We start from the raw sequence: 19,171 nt of genomic DNA on the forward strand, positions 1-19,171 counted from the left end.
AGCGCTGCGCATCGGATGCTCAGCGTGCCCTCCCTCTGCGGCAGCGCGGCGGCAGGCTGGTGGTGGTCGTCGGCGAGGGAGCGGATCCCGCCGGAGACAAGGGCCTGCAGCCGAGCACGGCCGCCCGTACAGTCGAGGCGACGACGGAGGAGGCGCTCATGCGCGGCGAGGCGACGCTCTACACCGAGACGATCGCGACGGCGCCGTTCGCGCTGGCCGTGATCGCGGAGGCGACCGGCTCGCGGGTGGTCGGCGCGCGCACGGCGGATGCGCACGTCCCGCTCTACAGCGGCCCGACCAGCGCGCGGGTCTCGGTCGCGGGCTTCGGCGACAGCGTGCCGATCAGCGTCGACGTCCGCGACGAGCGCGGGCAGGACGAGGCGCGGGCCGCCGCGCAGGCGCTCGGGCTGGAGCTCGCCGCCTACGCGGGCTGGACGATCACGGCCGGCTTCTGAGGCTCCGGTCGGACTCCGCGCGCACCCGGGCCAGGAAGAACCGGCTCGGCGCCGTGCGCACCGCGGTCGGCAGGACGCGGTAGACGGCGAAGGTGCGGGCGAGCGCCCGGTCGAACCGCGCCTGCTGCCGCGCGCTCCAGCGGAAGCCGAACGGCGCGCGGAGCTCCGGTGGCAGGAGGCCCGCCGTCATCAGCCGCAGGTAGGGGCCGACCGGTCGCAGCCACCAGGCGGCGATCCCGCCGTCGAGCAGGTCGTGCGCGACCCGGCGCGCGGCGGGCGTGACCTCGAGCCGGGCGAGCTCCCGCTCCCAGTAGGCGTCGAAGGCCGCCCGGGAGTCGGGCCAGAGCTCCTCGGGCATCTGCAGCGCCGTGCCGACGACGCGGGAGCGGTGCACGATCTCGTCCGCCTCCTCGCGGCCGAGCGGGCCGAAGGCGCCCTCGTGGAGCTGGAGCATCGACTGGGTGATCGTCGCGGCGACCCAGCGCTGGAGCTCCGGATCGAACGCGGTGTAGCCGGGGCCGCGGACCGGCGCATGCGCGCGGTTCACCCGGCGCTGGACGGAGCGGACGTCCTCGCGGCTGCCGAACTGCAGGGCGTAGAGGTAGGAGAGGGTGCCGAACAGCCGGCCGAGCGCGCGGTGGACGAAGTCGGAGTGCTCGGCGACGCCGGCGCCGACCGCGGGGTGCGCGATCTGCAGGAGGATGGCGCGCGCGCCCGCGACGAGGAAGACGCCCTCGCGGAAGACGTCGCGGTCGGCGGGTGCTCGCAGGGGCATCCCTCCACGGTACGCGGGGCAGGTCCCTCCACACGCGGCGATCCGGTGGTCCCTCCACAGTCCGCCGCTGCGCGCCCCGCGGCGCAGGAACGCCTCGCGGGGTCCGGAGTAGAGTTGGCGCGGCCCAGGAAGAGTGCCGACACAGAACCGTGCCGAGACTCCGGACAGCGCAGCGGACCACCAGCGCGGATCCGGACAGCACGGACCGCCGGCGCCGTGGGCCGACCTCGGACTCGGAACGCAAGCGCGCTCGGCGCGGAATGGGAATGCAGCGTGGATCTCTTCGAATACCAGGCCCGTGATCTGTTCGAGAAGTACGGCGTGCCCGTGCTCCCCGGCATCATCGCCGACACGCCGGAGGAGGTGCGCGCCGCGGCGGAGAAGCTGGGCGGCGTCACCGTCGTCAAGGCGCAGGTCAAGATCGGCGGCCGCGGCAAGGCGGGCGGCGTGAAGGTCGCGAAGACCGCGGACGACGCGTTCGAGGCGGCGAAGTCGATCCTCGGCCTGGACATCAAGGGCCACGTCGTCAAGCGCGTCATGGTCGCCGGTGGCGCCCGCATCGACCGCGAGTTCTACTTCTCGGTCCTGCTCGACCGGGCGAACCGCTCCTACCTCTCGCTCACCTCCTACGAGGGCGGCATGGAGATCGAGCAGCTCGCCGTCGAGCGCCCCGAGGCTCTCGCGCGCGTCGAGGTCGTCCCCGGCCAGGGCATCGACCAGGCCAAGGCCGAGGAGATCGCCCGCGCGGCGAAGTTCCCGGAGGAGCTGATCGCCAAGGTCGCCCCCGTGCTCGTCAAGCTCTACGACGTCTACACCGGCGAGGACGCGACGCTCGTCGAGGTCAACCCGCTCGTGCTCACCGAGGAGGGCGACATCGTCGCGCTCGACGGCAAGGTCTCGATCGACGAGAACGCCGGCTTCCGCCACCCCGAGCACGCCGCGCTGGAGGACAAGGACGCGGCCGACCCGCTCGAGGCCAAGGCCAAGGAGAACGACCTCAACTACGTGAAGCTCGACGGCGAGGTCGGCATCATCGGCAACGGCGCGGGCCTGGTCATGTCCACGCTCGACGTCGTCGCCTACGCCGGCGAGAAGCACAAGGGCGTGAAGCCCGCCAACTTCCTCGACATCGGCGGCGGAGCCTCCGCCCAGGTGATGGCGAACGGCCTCGACGTGATCCTCGGCGACGAGCAGGTCAAGAGCGTCTTCGTCAACGTCTTCGGCGGCATCACCGCCTGCGACGCGGTCGCCAACGGCATCCTGCAGGCCCTCGAGATCCTCGGCGACTCGGCGACCAAGCCGCTCGTCGTGCGCCTCGACGGCAACAAGGTGGAGGAGGGCCGCGCGATCCTCGAGGCCGCCGCCAACCCGCTCATCACCCTGGCCGCGACGATGGACGAGGGCGCCGACAAGGCCGCCGCACTCGCCGCCGCATAACGACCCCCTCGACTCAAGGAATCAGAGAACAAGCATGTCGATCTTCCTCAACAAGGACTCCAAGGTCATCGTCCAGGGCATCACCGGCGGCGAGGGCACCAAGCACACCGCGCTGATGCTCAAGGCCGGCACGAACGTCGTCGGCGGCGTCAACGCCCGCAAGGCCGGCACGACCGTCACCCACGGCGACGTCGAGCTCCCGGTCTTCGGCACCGTCAAGGAGGCCATCGAGGCCACCGGCGCCGACGTCTCGATCGCGTTCGTCCCGCCCGCCTTCTCGAAGGACGCCGTCATCGAGGCGATCGACGCCGAGATCGGCCTCCTCGTCGTCATCACCGAGGGCATCCCGGTGCAGGACTCGGCCGAGTTCTGGGCCTACGCGCAGGAGAAGGGCAACAAGACGCGGATCATCGGCCCGAACTGCCCCGGCATCATCACGCCGGGCGAGTCGCTCGTGGGCATCACCCCCGCGACGATTACCGGCAAGGGCCCGATCGGCCTCGTCTCCAAGTCGGGCACGCTGACCTATCAGATGATGTACGAGCTGCGCGATCTGGGCTTCTCGACCGCCATCGGCATCGGCGGCGACCCGATCATCGGCACCACGCACATCGACGCCCTCGCGGCGTTCGAGGCGGACCCCGAGACCAAGGCGATCGTGATGATCGGCGAGATCGGCGGCGACGCCGAGGAGCGCGCGGCCGACTTCATCAAGGCGAACGTCACCAAGCCGGTCGTCGGCTACGTCGCGGGCTTCACGGCTCCCGAGGGCAAGACCATGGGCCACGCCGGCGCCATCGTCTCCGGCTCCGCGGGCACCGCGCAGGCGAAGAAGGAGGCCCTCGAGGCCGCCGGAGTCCGCGTGGGCAAGACGCCCTCCGAGACGGCCGACCTGCTCCGCGAGGTCTACGCCGCGCTGTAGCGCACCACCGTCCCGCGCGCCGCGGGACGCGATCGGACGGGATCCTCTGCCTCGGCAGGGGGTCCCGTCGGTCGTTCGGGCCCCCGGCGGCGGTAGCGTGCAGGGGTGACCCGCCGCCTCGGACTCGACTTCCTGACCTTCGTCCCCTACCCGGAGGGCCCCGAGCAGCCGGGCGACGCGGCGCGCAGCCTCGAGGACGGCCTCGCGCTCTTCGAGCTCGCGGAGGAGCTCGGCTACGACACCGGCTGGGTGCGGGTGCGGCACTTCGAGCGCTTCCTCGCCTCGCCGATGACCTTCTTCGCCGCCGCCTCGCAGCGCACCCGGCGCCTGCGCCTCGGCACCGCCGTGATCGGCGCGCGCTACGAGTCGCCCGTCCGCCTCGCCGAGGACGCGGCCACGGTGGACCTGCTCTCCGGCGGCCGGCTCGACCTCGGCGTCAGCAGCGGCTTCGCGCACCTCGCCTCGGTCTTCGACGGCGTCTTCGGCCAGGCCGACCGCGAGTTCCGCGCCGAGGCGCAGGAGCGGATCGAGCGCCTGCGCGACGCGCTCTCGGGCTCGGTGCTCGGCATCGCGGAGTCCGCGCTGATGTCGGTGCCGGTCGGCGATCCGCTCGTGCAGCAGCCGCACGCGCCCGGTCTGGCCGACCGGCTCTGGTACGGCGCCGGCACCACCGCCTCCGCGGTCCGCGCAGGGGAGCAGGGCATGCACCTCCAGGTCTCCACGCTCAACACGGAGGAGACCGGGCTGTCGTTCGCGGAGCAGCAGGCCGCGCAGATCCGCGCCTACCGCGAGACGTTCGCCGCCGCCCACCCCGGACGCACCTCGCGGGTCACGGCGGGGCGCATCGTGCTGCCGCTGACCGGCCCCGCGGACGAGGAGGCGCACCGCCCCTTCATCGAGGGCTACCTCGCGCGGATGGACGACGACGGCCGGCCGCGCACCGCCGACCGCTCGATCATCGCGGCGCCGATGCGCTTCAGCCCGCTGCACCTCGGCACGGCCGACGAGATCGTCGCGTCGCTTTCAGCCGACCCCGCGCTGGCGGAGGCGGACTCGCTCACGATCACGCTGCCCGCGGTCGGCGGGGTCGAGTCGCACCGGCGGATCCTGCGGACGATCGCCGCGGAGATCGCGCCGCGGCTGGGCTGGACGCCCGCCGCCTAGCTGCGGCGCAGCAGGAGCAGCGAGAGCGGACGCTGGGCGATCAGCAGCAGCAGCCACCAGAGTCCGACCGAGGGCACGAGCAGTGCGAGCGCGAGGGCGAGCACGAGAAGGGCGAACGGGACGACGGCGGGGGCCAGCCGGACCGGCCCGGCGCCCTCCCGCAGCAGGTGCGGCCGGCGCCGCAGCCGCAGCTCGATCAGCAGCAGCGCCCCGCTGACCACGACCATCGTGCCGATGTAGAGGCCGATCGTCGCGCGCGAGTCGGGCAGCAGGGCGATGGCGCTCGTCGAGAACGGGAAGAACGCGATCGCGACCAGCCAGAGCAGATCGAGCCAGACCAGCCCCGCGTCGTAGTCGCCGGCCAGCTCGAAGACCCGGTGGTGCGGCATCCAGAACACCGCGATCAGCGTGAAGGAGAGCGCGAAGGCGAGCACCGAGTCGAGGTGCCGGCCGAGGACCTCGCCCACGCCGCCGCCGTCGCGGCCGATCTCGGGGGCGAGCTCGACCAGCGGGAGCACCAGGATCGTGATCGCGATGGCGACGGTCGCGTCGGAGAAGTTGACCAGCCGGTCGAGGCCCCGCTCCGTGCGGGTGGGCCGGTGCCGCTCCGGCGGGTGACCGCGGTGCACCAGGCGCTCGATCGGGCCGGAGAGCAGCAGCAGCAGGAGCGCGAACATGTTGACGCTCGGGAGGGTGACGGCGAGCACGAGCGCGGCGGCCAGCAGCGCGATCACGATCAGCGAGCGCGAGAGCGAGCGGAGCGGGTCCGTGCCGGGCACGAGGAGGGCGGGGTCCCGGCGCAGGATCAGCTGCATCGCCAGGGTCGCGGTGCTCGCGACGATCATGGTGCCGATGTAGAGCGCGAACACGCTCGGGTCGGTGGTGAAGACGTTCGACAGCAGATTCGCCGCGAACGGCAGCAGCACGATCGCCGCGAGCCAGACGAAGTTCACCGCGACCAGCGCGGGGGAGTAGCGGGCCACGCCCTCGAAGACCGCGTGGTGCACCAGCCACAGGCGCCCGATCACGGCGAAGGTGATGAAGAACGCCGAGAGCGTGCCGTAGTGGCCGCCGAGCAGCGCGCCGAGGTCGGTCGCGCCGCCCTCCTCGACGACGTCGACGAGGGGGAGCACGAGGAACGTGATCGCGATGGCCACCGTCGCGTCGGTGAAATTCACCAGGCGGTCGAGTCCGCGCTCGGTGCGGGAGGCGCTGGTCGTCACGGCTCGACCCTAGGGGACGGCTGCTCTGGTGACGCAGGTGGATCTCGAGACGCCCGCTGCGCGGGCTGCTCGATCAGCATGAGCGGGCCGTCCGGCGCGCGTCGATCAGCACGGCCCGGCAATGTGCATGCTGGTCGAGTAGCCCCGGAGGGGCGTATCGAGACCCCGCATCGTCAGCGGGGCTTCCGGCCTCGGTCCGGGGCGTCGCTGGACGGTGCCGGGCGGGGCCGCCGATAGGCTCGACAGGCTCATGAACCGGATCACCGTCGCACTCCTCGCCGCCTTCGACGCCGCGCTCTCGGCGCTGATCGGCCTCGCGATCCCGCTCGTGCCGCTGACGATCCTCTGGGCCGTCCAGTACGACACGGCGGTCGACTGGAGCGTCTTCTGGCGCGTCGCCGCTGACGCCTGGCTGCTCGGCCACGGCGCCGATCTGCAGGCCGCCTTCGCCCCCGACTCCCCGCTGGCGCTCGGGCTGCCGGACGGCGGGCAGTCGTTCGCGATCACTCTCGCCCCACTGGCGTTCGCGCTCCTCGCCATCCTGCTCGGCGCTCGCACGGGCCGTCGCGCGCAGGAGTCGCCCTACCGCCTCCTCGGCATCGGCTCCGCGATCGCCACCTACCTCCTCGTCGCGCTGCTGGTCACCCTCGGCGCGACCACCGACGTCGCCCGGATCGACGTCCTGCAGGGCACGCTGCTCCCGCCGCTCGTCTTCGGCCTCGGCGTGCTGATCGGAGCCGCGACCCACTCGGCCAGGAGCGGCGAGCGCGACCCGATCGGCGAGTTCGCCGACCGGACGCTGCACCGCCTGCCCGAGCCGGCCGCGCCGCTCGTCCTCGCCTCGCTCCGCGGCGGGACGCTCGCGGCGGCCGGCGTGATCGGAGTCGCCGGCGTGCTCGTCGCGGTGCTGCTGGTCGCCGACTACGCCGCCGTCGTCGCGCTCTACGAGGGTCTCGGCGGGGAGGCGCTCGGCGGCCTCGCCCTGACGCTCGGGCAGCTGGCGATCCTCCCGAACCTGGTGATCTGGGCGGCGAGCTGGCTGATCGGACCGGGCTTCGCCCTCGGCGTCGGCTCGTCCGTCGCACCCGCCGGGACCCTCCTCGGCCCGATCCCCTCGATCCCCGTGCTCGCGGCGCTGCCGCAGGGCGAGCTCGCCTTCGCCTTCCTCGGTCTGCTGGTGCCGCTGCTCGCGGGCTTCCTCGCCGGCTGGCGGATGCGCGCGGAGGTCGTCGACGGGCTCGACGGCCGGTCGCTGCTGCGCTGGGGTGCGGCCGCGGCGGGCGGCATCGGCGTGGTCGGCGGTCTGCTGCTCGGGCTGCTCGCCTGGTTCTCGGCGGGAGCGGCCGGGCCGGGGCGCCTCGTCCAGGTCGGGCCCGACCCGCTGCTCGTCGGGGCGCTCGCGGCGCTCGAGCTGGCGCTCGCCGCGGGTCTCGGACTGGCAGCCGGCCGCATCCGCCGCGGCTGAGCGCCGGGCCCGACCGCCGGTGGTCGCCGCGGAGGCGTCCCCCTAGACTTGCGCAGTGCTGAAGTTGGTCGTCCTCATCTCCGGCGGTGGCTCCAATCTCCGCGCGCTGCTCGAGGCGACGCGCGACGACCGCTTCCCCGCCCGCGTCGTGGCGGTCGGCAGCGACACCGACGCCGACGGCCTGCGCCACGCCGAGGCGCACGACGTCCCCTCTTTCACCGTGACGCCCGGCGCCTTCGCCTCCCGCGACGCCTGGGGCGCGGAGCTGCTCGCGCAGATCCAGGGCTGGCAGCCCGACCTCGTCGTCTGCGCCGGCTTCATGCGGATCCTCCCGCCCGTCGTCGTCGACGCGCTCAGCCCGCGGATGATCAACACGCACCCCGCCCTGCTGCCGCTGTATCCCGGTGCGCACGCCGTCCGCGACGCCCTCGCCGCAGGCGCCACCGAGACCGGAGTGACGGTGCACGTCATCGACACCGGCGTCGACACCGGCCCGGTCATCGCCCAGGAGAGCCTCGCCGTGCTCCCCGGCGAGAGCGAGCACGAGCTGCACGAGCGCATCAAGACCATCGAGCGTCGCCTGCTGGTGCAGACGGTGCTCGACATCGCCCACGGAACCGTCGATCTCGAGGAGCTCGCCCGCGCATGAGCATCACCGCACACGATCCCAGCAGCTACGACGACCGCGACGTCGTCCCCGTCCGCCGGGCGCTGATCTCGGTCAGCGACAAGACCGGACTGCTCGAGCTCGCCTCGGCGCTGGCCGGCGCCGGCGTCGAGCTGGTCTCCACCGGCTCGACCGCCGCGACCATCCGCGACGCAGGCCACTCCGTCACCGACGTCTCGGCCGTGACCGGCTTCCCCGAGTCGCTCGACGGCCGGGTGAAGACCCTGCACCCCGGCGTGCACGCGGGCATCCTCGCGGACGTGCGCCTCGCCTCGCACCGCGAGCAGCTCGAGCAGCTCGAGATCGCGCCGTTCGAGCTCGTCGTCGTGAACCTCTACCCGTTCCGCGAGACCGTCGCCGGCGGCGCCGACGCGCCGACCGTGGTCGAGAACATCGACATCGGCGGCCCCGCGCTCGTCCGCGCCTCGGCGAAGAACCACGCGAACGTGGCGATCGTCGTCGATCCGGCCGACTACGCCGGCGTCGTCGCCGCGCTCGGCACCGGCGGCACGACCCTCGCCGCTCGGCGCACTCTCGCCGCGCGCGCCTTCGCGCACACCGCCTCGTACGACTCCGCCGTCGCCGCCTGGTTCGCCGGGCAGGAGGCGGATGGCGAGTCCGAGTTCCCCGGCTCGGTCGAGATCCGCGGCACCCGGCAGCAGGTGCTCCGCTACGGCGAGAACTCGCACCAGAAGGCCGCGCTCTACGTCTCGCCCGACGGCACCGGCATCGCCCAGGCGCGCCAGCTGCACGGCAAGGAGATGTCGTACAACAACTTCGTCGACGCCGACGCGGCCGTCCGCGCGGCCTACGACTTCGTCCTCCCCGCCGTTGCGATCATCAAGCACGCCAACCCGTGCGGCATCGCGATCGCCGGCGCGAAGGCCATCGACCCGATCGCGTCCGCGCACCGCCGCGCCCACGAGTGCGACCCGGTGTCGGCCTTCGGCGGCGTCATCGCCGCGAACCGGACCGTCACCCTCGCCATGGCCGAGACGGTGAAGGAGATCTTCACCGAGGTCCTCGTCGCCCCCGGCTTCGAGCCCGAGGCGCTCGAGGTGCTGAAGACCAAGAAGAACCTGCGCCTGCTGCAGCTGCCCGACTTCTACGCCCCGGTCGAGACCGAGTTCAAGCAGATCTCCGGCGGGATCCTGCTGCAGCAGCCGGACCGCTTCGTCGGCGGCCCCGGCGAGGTCAGCTCCGGCTGGGAGCTCGTCGCCGGCGAGCCCGCCGACGCGGACACGATGCTCGACCTCGAGTTCGCCTGGAAGGCCTGCCGCGCCGTCAAGTCGAACGCGATCCTGCTCGCCAAGGGCGGTGCCTCCGTCGGCGTCGGCATGGGCCAGGTCAACCGCGTCGACTCCTGCCACCTCGCCGTCTCCCGCGCCGGCGACCGCGCCCCCGGCTCCGTCGCCGCCTCCGACGCGTTCTTCCCCTTCGCCGACGGCCTCGAGGTCCTCCTCGCCGCCGGCGTCAAGGCCGTCGTCCAGCCCGGCGGCTCCGTCCGCGACCCCGAGGTCATCGAGGCCGCGAAGCGCGCCGGCGTCACCATGTACACGACGGGGGAGCGGCACTTCTTCCACTGAGCGCCGCAGGCGCTCAGTGGGCGCCTTCTTCCACGCCGCTCCCTGCGCGGCGTGGCGCGGTCGGCCTCCTGGGGTGGTGCGTTCCGCAGAGCGGGTCGCGTCGGCCGCCGCGGGAATCGCTTGGCACGCGATCCCCGCACGCGGCCTCTCCCTTCGGGAGTCGGGGTCTGCCCGCTCCACTCCTCAGAAGTTGTCGTAGTCGAGCGTCGAGTCCGACAACATCTGCGGACTCGGGGTGCGTGCCCGGCGCCGCGCCGCCACTCTCCAAAATTTGCGGTAGTGGCATGCGACTACCGCAACTTCCGCGGAGTCGGTGGCCTCCGAGCGCGGACGGGTCCCTCCGCTCTCCAGAAGTTGTCGTAGGCGACCGTCGAGTACGACAACTTTTGCGGACTCGGGGAGCGAGCCCGGCGCCGCGCACCCACTCTCCAGAAGTTGCGGTAGCGGGGCGCGACTACCGCAACTTCTGCGGAGTCGGCGGCTTCCGAGCGCGGAGGAGCCGCTCCGCTCTCCAAAAGTTGTCGTAGTGGGGCGTCGGGTACGACGACTTCTGCGCACTGGCGGCGCGAGGCGGGCGGGCGGCTTCATTCCGTAGAAGTTGCGGTAGTGGGGTGCGAGTACCGCGACTTCCGCGGAGTCGGTGTCCGGCGAGGGCGGGCCGGGTGCTCCATCCGCCGGAAGTCGCGGTAGTGGGGTGCGAGTACCGCGACTTCTGCGGAGTGGCGGGGGAGCCGGGCGGGCGCGGCCCGGCCCGCGGCTCTCAGATGGCTGCAAGGGTCTGGGCAGGGGGCGCAGGGGTGCGGGCGCGTAGGGTCTCCGGGTGCCCTCCGACTCGACGCTGAACGCGCCCACCGCCCCGACCGCCGCCACCGCTCCGACCGTGAGGCGGCGCCTGCTGACGGCGCTCGTCGCCGCGGCGGCCACGGCGGTCGCGGCCCACCTCGCCAACCTGCTCGCCTTCTTCATCGGCAACCAGCTGGCGCCGACGTCGATCCCGCAGGTCAACGCCTACTTCCTGCTCTCGAGCGTGCTCGCCTTCGTGGTGGTGCTCGTCCTCGCCGCGGCCGGGCTGCTCGCCCGCGCCTGGACGGCCGCGATCGCCGGGCTCGTCGCGGGGATCGTCGGCGCCGTCTTCGGCACCCTCGTGCAGGCCAGCGCGACGGGCGAGCCGATCACCGGCGAGGTCTGGTTCTCCATCGTGCAGACCTTCGGCGGGCTCAACCTCGTCTTCCTGCTCGCCTTCGTGATCGCCGCCGCGACCCTCGGCCACCGCATCGCCGTCGCCTCGACGCACGCCAGGTCCGCGAAGTCCTCGGCCACCGCCGCCCGCCCGGAGCGCCGCATCGCGCTCATCCGGCAGCCCGCGGACGACCTCGACGCCGGCGAGCTCACCCACCTCGAGCGCGTCCCCGTCGACCGGGTGAAGGCGCTGCAGCAGTGGGAGGAGTACGTCGATGCGCTCGAGGAGGCCGGCTGGGAGACCGTCCAGGTCGCCACGGCGCCCGAGCTGCCCGACTCCGTCTTCCTCGAGGACGCGCTGCTCGTCGTCGACGGGCACGCGGTCCTCACCCGCCCGGGTGCCGAGTCGCGCCGCGGCGAGGTCGACGGCGCGGAGGAGGCGGCCCGCGCCCTCGACCTGATCGTGCACCGGATCGAGGCGCCCGGCACCCTGGAGGGCGGCGACGTCCTCCGCATCGGCTCGACCGTCTACGTCGGCCGCGGTGGCCGCACCAACGCCGAGGGCGTCGCGCAGCTGCGGGTCCTGCTCCGTCCGCTCGGCCTGAGGGTCGTCGCGGTCCCGCTCACCCGCGCCCTGCACCTCAAGAGCGCCGTCACCGCGCTGCCGGACGGCACCGTGATCGGCTGGGAGTCCGTCGTCGACGAGCCGCGGCTCTTCCCCTCCTTCCTGCCGATGCCGGAGGAGGGCGGCGCCCACGTGGTCGTGCTCGGCCCGGACACGCTGCTGATGGCGGCGTCCGCGCCGCGGAGCGCGGAGCTGCTCCGCGAGCTCGGCTACCGCGTCGTGGCGGTCGACATCTCGGAGTTCGAGAAGCTCGAGGGCTGCGTGACCTGTCTGTCGGTGCGGGTGCGCTGACCGCCTCGGCGGCGCTCGCGCGGGCACTCGACGGGGCCGGTCGTGGTGGAGAAGACGACCCGGCGATCCGCGCCCGCGGTCGCCGTGCGGTGGACGCCGCCGAGGGACCGGGTATAGCCTTCAAGGCTGCCCAGAAGCCCGCAAGGGGCCGGCGGCATCCCCGCCCTCGCGACGCCACGGTGCCGCGGGGCTCCGTCCTCCGTCGCGAAAGCCCAGCACCGTGCTCGCACAGTCCTCTCCGCCCGCCGCTCCGAAGCGCCCGAACACCCTCCGCACTCTGCTGCGCCTGGTCCCGTTCGTCGGCGACGCGCTGCCCCGCCTGGTCGGCGGCATCGCGATCGCCCTCGTGGCCAGCCTCGTCTCGCTCGCGATCCCGATCGTCCTCCAGCAGCTGGTCGACGGACCGCTCGGCGACGGCGCGACCGCCGCAGGGTCCGGCGATCTCGGCCCGCTGATCGGCCCGGTCGTCGTCGTGCTCCTGCTCGGCGTCCTCGAGGCCGCCGCCATCGCGCTGCGCCGGCGGATGGTGCTCACCCCGAGCACGCGGGTCGAGGCACGGATGCGCACCGCGCTCTACCGCCAGCTCCAGGACCTGCCCGTCTCGTTCCACGACCGCTGGCAGAGCGGGCAGCTGCTCTCGCGCGCGATGAGCGACCTCAGCCTCATCCGCCGCTGGATCGCCTTCGGCTTCGTGCTGCTGGTGGTCAACGCGCTGACGATCGTCGTCGGCTTCGGCGTCCTCGTCTACTGGAACCCGATCCTCGGCGCGCTGTTCGTGGCCTGCTCGATCCCGGTCTGGATCTACGGCTTCGCCTTCGAGAAGCGCTACTCGAGCATCGCGCGCCGCAGCCAGGACCAGGCCGGCGACCTCGCCACCACGGTCGAGCAGTCGGTGCACGGCATCCGCGTCCTCAAGGCGTTCGGCCGCCACCAGCACGCGCTCGCCGGCTTCGCCGACCAGGCGGAGAAGCTGCGCGGCACGGAGGTGGAGAAGGCGAAGGCCATCGCGGGCATCTGGGTGGTCCTGCTGCTCATCCCCGACATCGCCTTCGCGCTCTGCCTCCTCGCCGGAGTCTGGCTGGCCGCCGACGGACAGCTCAGCGTCGGCGAGCTCTTCGCCTTCTTCGCCACCGCGACCGTGCTGCGCTGGCCGGTGGAGTCGATCGGCTTCCTCCTCTCGATGACGTTCGACGCGCGCACCGCCGTCGACCGCTACTTCGAGGTGATGGACAGCCGGAACACGATCACCGACCCGGAGGCGCCCGCGACGATCGCCCGGCCGCTCGGCCGAGTGAGCTTCCGCGACGTGCACTTCCGCTACCAGGACGCGCCCGAGCGCTTCGCCGACCTCCTCGACGGCGTCGACCTCGAGGTCGAGCCCGGCGAGACGATGGCGCTCGTCGGCCTCACCGGCTCCGGCAAGACGACGCTCACCGCGCTGCTGCCGCGCCTCTACGACGTGACCGGCGGGGTGATCGAGATCGACGGCGTCGACGTGCGGCACCTCCGGCGCGACGAGCTGCGCTCCCACGTGGGCATGGCCTTCGAGGACGCGACGCTGTTCTCCACCTCGGTGCGCGAGAACGTGCTGCTCGGCCGCCCCGACGCCTCCGAGGCGGAGCTGCTCGAGGCGCTCGAGATCGCGCAGGCGGACTTCGTGCACTCCCTGCCGAACGGGCTCGACACCACCGTGGGCGAGGAGGGGATGAGCCTCTCCGGCGGCCAGCGCCAGCGGCTCGCCCTCGCGCGCGCCATCGCCGCGCGGCCCGCCGTCCTCGTCCTGGACGACCCGCTGTCGGCCCTCGACGTCGACACCGAGGCGCGGGTGGAGAAGGGCCTGCGCCGCGTGCTCGGCGACACCACCGCGCTGATCGTCGCGCACCGCCCCTCGACGGTCGCCCTCGCCGACCGCGTCGCCCTCCTCGAGGAGGGCCGCGTCACGGCGGTCGGAACCCACACCGAGCTGCTCGCGAGCAGCCCGCACTACCGCTTCGTCATCTCGAGCCTCGAGGAGGACGAGCTCGCCCGTCCCCGGGGCACCGAGCGCGTCGGCTCGCGCCCGCGCGCCGAGGCCGAGCTGACGGACCTGACCGACCTCACGGAGCTGGAGACCCGATCATGAGCACTCTCGGATCCACCGAGGAGCGCGACGACCTCACCCGCGCGGAGTCCGCGGCCCTGCGCCGGCGCTCGCTCGCGCTGCTCGGGTCGCTGCTGCGCCCGCTGCGGATGCGGCTGGTGCTGACGGCCGTCGTCGTGGTGATCTCGACCGCCGCCCAGGTGGCGGGGCCGGCGCTGATCGCACTCGGCATCGACAACGGACTGCCGGCGATCCTCGACGGCGACGCGACCCCGCTGGTCCTCACTGTCGTCGCCTACGTCCTGACCGGCGTGGTCGGCGCCGTCCTCGTCGCCTGGTACACCGTGCTGTCGGCGCGGGTGAGCCAGGCGATCCTGATCGACCTGCGCAAGCGCGTCTTCCTGCACACCCAGAAGCTGAGCCTCGAGTTCCACGAGAACTACACCTCCGGCCGGATCATCTCCCGGCAGACCAGCGACCTCGACTCGATCCGCGAGCTGCTCGACTCCGGCATCAACCAGCTCGTGCAGGGCGCCCTCTACATGGGGTTCGTCGCCATCGCGCTGGTCTCGCTCGACGGCGTCAGCGGCCTCGTGCTCGCCTGCGCTCTCGTGCCGCTGGCGATCCTGACCCGCTGGTTCCAGAAGCGCTCGCAGTCGCTCTTCCGCGGCACCCGCGTCGCGTCGTCCCGCCTGATCGTCCAGTTCGTCGAGACGATGACCGGCATCCGAGCGGTGCAGACCTTCCGCACCCAGGAGCGCAACGAGTCGGCCTTCGGCGTCGTCGTCGAGCGCTACCGGGTCGCCTACAAGAAGGTCTTCGGCGTCTTCGGCACCTTCGACCCCGGTCTCGTGCTGATCGGCAACGTCACGATGGCGGCCGTGCTCTTCTTCGGCGGGATGCGGGTGCTCGACGGCGGTCTCGAGATCGGCGCCCTGCTCGGCGTGCTGCTCTACACCCGGCGGTTCTTCGCGCCGGTGCAGGAGATGGCGATGTTCTACAACTCCTACCAGTCCGCGGCGGCCGCGCTCGAGAAGATCTCGGGCGTCCTCGCGGAGGAGCAGAGCGTCCCGGATCCGGCGCACCCCGTCGACCTCCGCGAGGCGCGGGGGGCGCTCGGCTTCGAGGGCGTCCGCTTCGCCTACACGACCGACCGGGAGATCCTGCCGCGCTTCGACCTGCGGATCCCCGCGGGCCAGACGATCGCGCTGGTCGGCTCGACCGGCGCCGGCAAGTCGACGCTCGCGAAGCTCATCTCGCGCTTCTACGACCCGACCGACGGAGTGGTGACCCTCGACGGCGTCGACCTCCGGCAGCTGCACCCGAAGGACCTGCGGCGCGCGATCGTGATGGTGACCCAGGAGGCGTACCTCTTCTCCGGCTCCGTCGCCGACAACATCGCGATCGGCCGACCCTCGGCCTCCTACGACGAGATCGTCGACGCGGCGAAGGCGGTCGGCGCGCACGCGTTCATCCAGGCGCTGCCGGACGGCTACGACACCGACGTGAACAAGCGCGGCGGACGGGTCTCGGCCGGCCAGCGCCAGCTGATCTCGTTCGCGCGGGCGTTCCTGGCGGACCCGGCGGTGCTGATCCTGGACGAGGCGACCTCCTCGCTCGACATCCCGAGCGAGCGGCTGGTGCAGCTCGGCCTGCAGACGCTGCTCGCGGACCGGACCGCGGTGATCATCGCGCACCGGCTGTCGACGGTCGCGATCGCCGACCGGGTGCTGGTGATGGAGCACGGCCGCATCGTCGAGGACGGGACGCCGGAGGCGCTGATCGCGGGCGACGGCCGCTTCGCCACGCTGCACGCGGCCTGGCGGGACTCCCTGGTCTGACCCGGAGCGGCTGCCGCGTCAGGGCGTCCAGCGCGCGGCGCGGACGTCCACCCGGTAGCCGCCCGGCGTCGTGACGAGCGGCGTGCCCTCGCGCTCGTAGTGCTCGCGAGCGCGCTCCTCGTGCCCGATCGCGGGCGCGCCGCCGGAGCGGACGACCCGCCACCAGGCCACGTCGGAGCCGTAGCGGGCGAGCACCGTGCCGACGGCGCGGGCGGCGCGGGTGCCGAGCACCGCGGCGATCCCGCCGTAGGCCATCACGCGGCCGGGCGGGATCGCGTCGACGACGGCGAGGACCGCCGAGACGAAGTCGGCGGGGTCCGCCGCGTCGTCGGGACGCTCGGTCAGAGCTTCAGCGCCCCGATGTTCTCGCCGTACGGGGTCTCGCCGATGACCTCGAAGCCGATCCAACGGAAGAACTGCTCGGGGCCGTCGGCGCCGGACTCCCAGATCACGGTGAGGGTGTCGAAGCCGCGGGCGCGCGCCTCGTCGGCGGCGGCGCGGACGGCGAAGGTGCCGACGCCGCGGCCCTGCTTGGCCGCGTCGATGTTGATCCGCCAGATGCAGCTGCGGAACTCCTCCGGCGCCTGCGGGTCGAAGTGCGCGTGGATGAAGCCGACGAGCTCGTCGCCGTCGAGGATCGCCCGCTGCCAGGCCGCGCCCGGGTCGATCACGGCGGCGGCCGCGGAGTACGACTCCGGTGCGACGAACTGCTCCTGACCCGGTTTGAGGCTCAGTCCGTTCACGGCGGAGATGTTCGCGGCCGACAGCTCTTCCAGGCGGAGGTCACTCATGCCGCCCAATCTAGCGGCCCGGCTCGGCGGCGGTCATCCTCCTCGCGGACGAGCGTCGCGGCGCGCAGGGTGCGGGGCTCCTCCCCGCGGAGAACTGTCTCGACGTCGAGACAGTTCCGGCCTCGGGTAGGCTGGTCGAGGCCGTCTGGAGCGGCCGCGGAGCCACCCGTCCCTCGCAGCAGCGGGGCGGTGCAACGAGACCCTGGGAGTGCAATGTCGAAGATCAAGGTTGAAGGAACCGTCGTCGAGCTCGACGGCGACGAGATGACGCGGATCATCTGGCAGAAGATCAAGGACACCCTGATCCACCCGTACCTCGACGTGAACCTCGAGTACTACGACCTCGGCATGGAGTACCGCGACCAGACCGACGACCAGGTCACGATCGACGCCGCCCACGCCATCCAGAAGCACGGCGTCGGCGTCAAGTGCGCGACCATCACGCCCGACGAGGCGCGCGTCGAGGAGTTCGGCCTGAAGAAGATGTGGAAGTCGCCGAACGGCACGATCCGCAACATCCTCGGCGGCGTCATCTTCCGCGAGCCGATCATCATCTCGAACATCCCGCGCCTGGTGCCCGGCTGGAACAAGCCGATCATCATCGGCCGCCACGCCTTCGGCGACCAGTACCGCGCCACCGACTTCGTCTTCAAGGGCAAGGGCACGCTCACCGTCGAGTTCACCCCCGAGGACGGCTCCGAGCCGATGAAGTTCGAGGTCTACAAGGCCCCCGACGACGGCATCGCGCAGGTCCAGTACAACCAGGACTCGTCGATCCGCGACTTCGCGCGCTCCTCGCTCAACTACGGCCTGACCCGCAACTACCCGGTCTACCTCTCCACGAAGAACACGATCCTCAAGGCCTACGACGGCCGGTTCAAGGACATCTTCGAGGAGATCTTCGAGACCGAGTTCAAGGAGCGCTTCGAGGCCGCCGGTCTCACCTACGAGCACCGCCTCATCGACGACATGGTCGCCTCGGCCATGAAGTGGGAGGGCGGCTACGTCTGGGCCTGCAAGAACTACGACGGCGACGTCCAGTCCGACACCGTCGCGCAGGGCTTCGGCTCGCTCGGCCTGATGACCTCGGTCCTCTCCACCCCCGACGGCAGCGTCGTCGAGGCGGAGGCGGCGCACGGCACCGTCACGCGCCACTACCGCCAGCACCAGGCCGGCAAGCCCACCTCGACGAACCCGATCGCCTCGATCTACGCCTGGACGCGCGGCCTCGCGCACCGCGGCAAGCTCGACGGCAACCAGGAGCTCATCGACTTCTCGCTGACCCTCGAGGACGTCGTCATCAAGACGGTCGAGTCCGGCAGCATGACGAAGGACCTCGCGCTCCTCGTCGGCCCCGACCAGGCCTGGCAGACGACCGAGGAGTTCCTCGCCACGCTCGACGAGAACCTCAAGGCGCGCATGGCGAGCTGAGCTCCGCCCCTCGGCCCGACCTCGGGCTCGCATGAACGGCTCCGGCTCGCGGGAATCCTCGGATTCCGCGAGCCGGAGCCGTTTCCGCGTGCCGGAGGTGCGGTGGCGGTCGGTACCGCCGTCAGAGCACGCGCGCCAGCTGCTCCATCGCCGCCCGGGGATCGCTGCCGACCGGCATGAGCACGGTGCTGGCCGCTCCGGCCGCGTGCAGCTCGTCGATCCGCGCGCGGGCCGTCTCCGGAGTCCCGACGACGGCGAGCCGGTCGACCCACTCGTCCGGCAGATCGCGGACGAAGGCGGCGCGGTCGGCGCTCCGGGCGCGCAGCTGCGCGAACTCCTCGGCGAAGGGCAGCGGCTCGATGTGCGGCGCCCAGTCCGGCTCACCGACCCACTCCAGTCCGGGGCGCACGGCGGCGCGGGCCTCTCCGGCGTCGTCCGAGACGGCGGCCACGTTGTAGGCGACGACGCGGCCCGGCGTGCCCATCTGCTCCCGGGCGCGGGCGAGGTACTCCGGAGCGACCGGCTCGGCGAGGATCGCCCCGTCGGCGATGCGCCCGGCGAGCTCGAGCGAGCGCGGTCCGCGCACGCCGGCCAGCAGCGGCGGCACGACCCGCGGCGGTGACTCGAGCCGTAGCCCGTCGACGTGGACGTAGCGGCCGTCACGGGTCACCTGCTCGCCGGCGAGCAGTGCGCGGATCGCGTCGAACTGCTCCGAGAGCAGGGTCAGCGGGCTCTTCGGCCAGACGCCGAGTCCGCGCATCCAGCCCGGCATGCCGTGGCCGATGCCCGCGTGGACGCGGCCGGGGAAGAGCTCGGCGAGCGTGCCGAGCTCCATCGCGGTGAAGGCGGCGGTGCGGACCGCGGCGGGCAGGATGCCGATGCCGACGACGATCCGCTCGGTCGCGGCGAGGACGGCCGCGGCCTGGGCGACGCCGCCGCGGAAGCCGAGGTCCTCCACGACCCAGAGCTCGTCGAAGCCGAGCTCCTCGGCCCGGCGGGCGTAGGGCAGGACCTCGGCGGCGGGGAGATCGCGGGGGAGCAGGACGCCGACGGCGGCGTCGGGATTCGGAGAGCGCATCCCGCCAGCGTAGGACCGGCGGGGTGGAGTCCCCGAAATGGGGGCATCCGGATCCCCGGAGATCGGACGCCGCTGTCCCCCGAACAAGGACTTCGTTACCTGTTCGTAACAGAGCCGGGCGATCCAGTTCGTAGGGTCGACTCTGTGCGAGAACCGATCCG

16 protein-coding genes are annotated in these 19,171 nt (G+C 72.5%); 11 read left to right on the forward strand and 5 right to left on the reverse strand.

The window, feature by feature from the left end; genetic code table 11:
* Positions 1-59 precede the first annotated feature (59 nt).
* Complete coding sequence (locus MT355_RS18200) at positions 60-455, forward strand: hypothetical protein (protein WP_243600585.1); 396 nt, start codon at positions 60-62, stop codon at positions 453-455.
* Here MT355_RS18200 and MT355_RS18205 read toward each other — a convergent pair.
* On the reverse strand, positions 439-1,230 hold the full coding sequence (locus tag MT355_RS18205) for an oxygenase MpaB family protein (RefSeq protein WP_243600586.1): 792 nt from the start codon (positions 1,228-1,230) through the stop codon (positions 439-441). The genes MT355_RS18200 and MT355_RS18205 overlap by 17 nt on opposite strands.
* Before the next feature lie 273 nt (positions 1,231-1,503).
* Between MT355_RS18205 and sucC the strand changes: the two genes are divergently transcribed.
* From sucC to MT355_RS18220, 3 genes are all read left to right on the forward strand, one after another.
* Positions 1,504-2,667, forward strand: coding sequence for an ADP-forming succinate--CoA ligase subunit beta (gene sucC, locus MT355_RS18210; protein ID WP_123702180.1), 1,164 nt, complete (start codon positions 1,504-1,506; stop codon positions 2,665-2,667).
* A 34-nt stretch (positions 2,668-2,701) separates the two neighbouring features.
* Positions 2,702-3,589: a succinate--CoA ligase subunit alpha gene (gene sucD, locus MT355_RS18215; protein ID WP_123445113.1), complete on the forward strand. Its 888-nt coding sequence runs from the start codon at positions 2,702-2,704 to the stop codon at positions 3,587-3,589.
* Between the two features lie 105 nt (positions 3,590-3,694).
* The gene (locus MT355_RS18220; protein WP_243600587.1) at positions 3,695-4,753 is read left to right on the forward strand and encodes an LLM class flavin-dependent oxidoreductase; all 1,059 of its coding nucleotides are present in this window, start codon (positions 3,695-3,697) and stop codon (positions 4,751-4,753) included.
* Here the strand turns inward: MT355_RS18220 and MT355_RS18225 are convergent.
* On the reverse strand, positions 4,750-5,976 hold the full coding sequence (locus MT355_RS18225; protein ID WP_243600588.1) for a TMEM175 family protein: 1,227 nt from the start codon (positions 5,974-5,976) through the stop codon (positions 4,750-4,752). The genes MT355_RS18220 and MT355_RS18225 overlap by 4 nt on opposite strands.
* Positions 5,977-6,226: 250 nt before the next feature.
* Between MT355_RS18225 and MT355_RS18230 the strand changes: the two genes are divergently transcribed.
* From MT355_RS18230 to MT355_RS18255, 6 genes are all read left to right on the forward strand, one after another.
* Positions 6,227-7,441 carry a DUF6350 family protein gene (locus MT355_RS18230; protein WP_243600589.1) on the forward strand — a complete coding sequence of 405 codons (1,215 nt, stop codon included), beginning with the start codon at positions 6,227-6,229 and terminating at the stop codon, positions 7,439-7,441.
* Positions 7,442-7,496: 55 nt separating this feature from the next.
* Positions 7,497-8,090: a phosphoribosylglycinamide formyltransferase gene (gene purN / locus MT355_RS18235; protein ID WP_243600590.1), complete on the forward strand. Its 594-nt coding sequence runs from the start codon at positions 7,497-7,499 to the stop codon at positions 8,088-8,090.
* A complete protein-coding gene (gene purH, locus MT355_RS18240) occupies positions 8,087-9,694 on the forward strand; it encodes a bifunctional phosphoribosylaminoimidazolecarboxamide formyltransferase/IMP cyclohydrolase (RefSeq protein WP_243600591.1) in 1,608 nt (535 codons plus the stop codon). The genes purN and purH overlap by 4 nt, the downstream gene beginning before the upstream one ends.
* A gap of 820 nt (positions 9,695-10,514) precedes the next feature.
* On the forward strand, positions 10,515-11,789 hold the full coding sequence (ddaH, locus tag MT355_RS18245) for a dimethylargininase (protein ID WP_308197436.1): 1,275 nt from the start codon (positions 10,515-10,517) through the stop codon (positions 11,787-11,789).
* Between the two features lie 220 nt (positions 11,790-12,009).
* Positions 12,010-13,911 carry an ABC transporter ATP-binding protein gene (locus tag MT355_RS18250; protein ID WP_243600592.1) on the forward strand — a complete coding sequence of 634 codons (1,902 nt, stop codon included), beginning with the start codon at positions 12,010-12,012 and terminating at the stop codon, positions 13,909-13,911.
* Positions 13,908-15,710, forward strand: coding sequence for an ABC transporter ATP-binding protein (locus tag MT355_RS18255; protein WP_243600593.1), 1,803 nt, complete (start codon positions 13,908-13,910; stop codon positions 15,708-15,710). The genes MT355_RS18250 and MT355_RS18255 overlap by 4 nt, the downstream gene beginning before the upstream one ends.
* An 18-nt stretch (positions 15,711-15,728) precedes the next feature.
* On the opposite strand, the gene MT355_RS21420 is transcribed toward MT355_RS18255, so the two are convergent.
* Positions 15,729-16,118: an MGMT family protein gene (locus MT355_RS21420; RefSeq protein ID WP_279392524.1), complete on the reverse strand. Its 390-nt coding sequence runs from the start codon at positions 16,116-16,118 to the stop codon at positions 15,729-15,731.
* Entirely contained in the window at positions 16,052-16,501 is a 450-nt protein-coding gene (locus tag MT355_RS18265; protein WP_123445122.1) for a GNAT family N-acetyltransferase, read from the reverse strand. The genes MT355_RS21420 and MT355_RS18265 overlap by 67 nt, the downstream gene beginning before the upstream one ends.
* A 213-nt stretch (positions 16,502-16,714) precedes the next feature.
* On the opposite strand from MT355_RS18265, the gene MT355_RS18270 reads away from it, so the two are divergent.
* Positions 16,715-17,932, forward strand: a complete 1,218-nt coding sequence (locus tag MT355_RS18270) for an NADP-dependent isocitrate dehydrogenase (protein WP_123445123.1) — start codon at positions 16,715-16,717, stop codon at positions 17,930-17,932.
* Positions 17,933-18,053: 121 nt separating this feature from the next.
* On the opposite strand, the gene MT355_RS18275 is transcribed toward MT355_RS18270, so the two are convergent.
* Entirely contained in the window at positions 18,054-19,010 is a 957-nt protein-coding gene (locus MT355_RS18275) for an LLM class flavin-dependent oxidoreductase (RefSeq protein WP_243600594.1), read from the reverse strand.
* Between the last annotated feature and the right edge of the window lie 161 nt (positions 19,011-19,171).

This window comes from Rathayibacter sp. VKM Ac-2929 (genome assembly GCF_022815495.1).
Classification (GTDB): domain Bacteria; phylum Actinomycetota; class Actinomycetes; order Actinomycetales; family Microbacteriaceae; genus Rathayibacter; species Rathayibacter festucae.